Source organism: Corynebacterium sp. HMSC075D04 (assembly GCF_001815635.1).
Taxonomy (GTDB): domain Bacteria; phylum Actinomycetota; class Actinomycetes; order Mycobacteriales; family Mycobacteriaceae; genus Corynebacterium; species Corynebacterium coyleae.
Genome location: NZ_KV821316.1, coordinates 1 through 211 on the forward strand (window position 1 = coordinate 1; position 211 = coordinate 211).

The following is a 211-nucleotide window of genomic DNA, read 5'->3' on the forward strand; positions in this document are numbered from 1 at the left end:
TCGAAGCACCGTTGATCGCTGTGATCGACGGTGGCCGAGGAGCCACAAGCGCAATTAAAACGTGCTGGCCAAACACCAAAATCCAACGCTGCCTCGTGCACGCCCAACGCAGAGTACGCCGCTACACCACCTCACGACCACGCACTGATGCTGGCCGCACCATCTACCGACTCGCGCTGAAACTCACCCGCATCACCACCCTGGACGAGGC

General features: G+C 60.7%; 1 protein-coding gene. It reads left to right on the plus strand.

The window, feature by feature from the left end; translation table 11 throughout:
- Positions 1-211, plus strand: a 211-nt coding sequence (locus HMPREF3048_RS03350; protein WP_210398415.1) for a transposase, incomplete at both ends; no start/stop codon positions are given.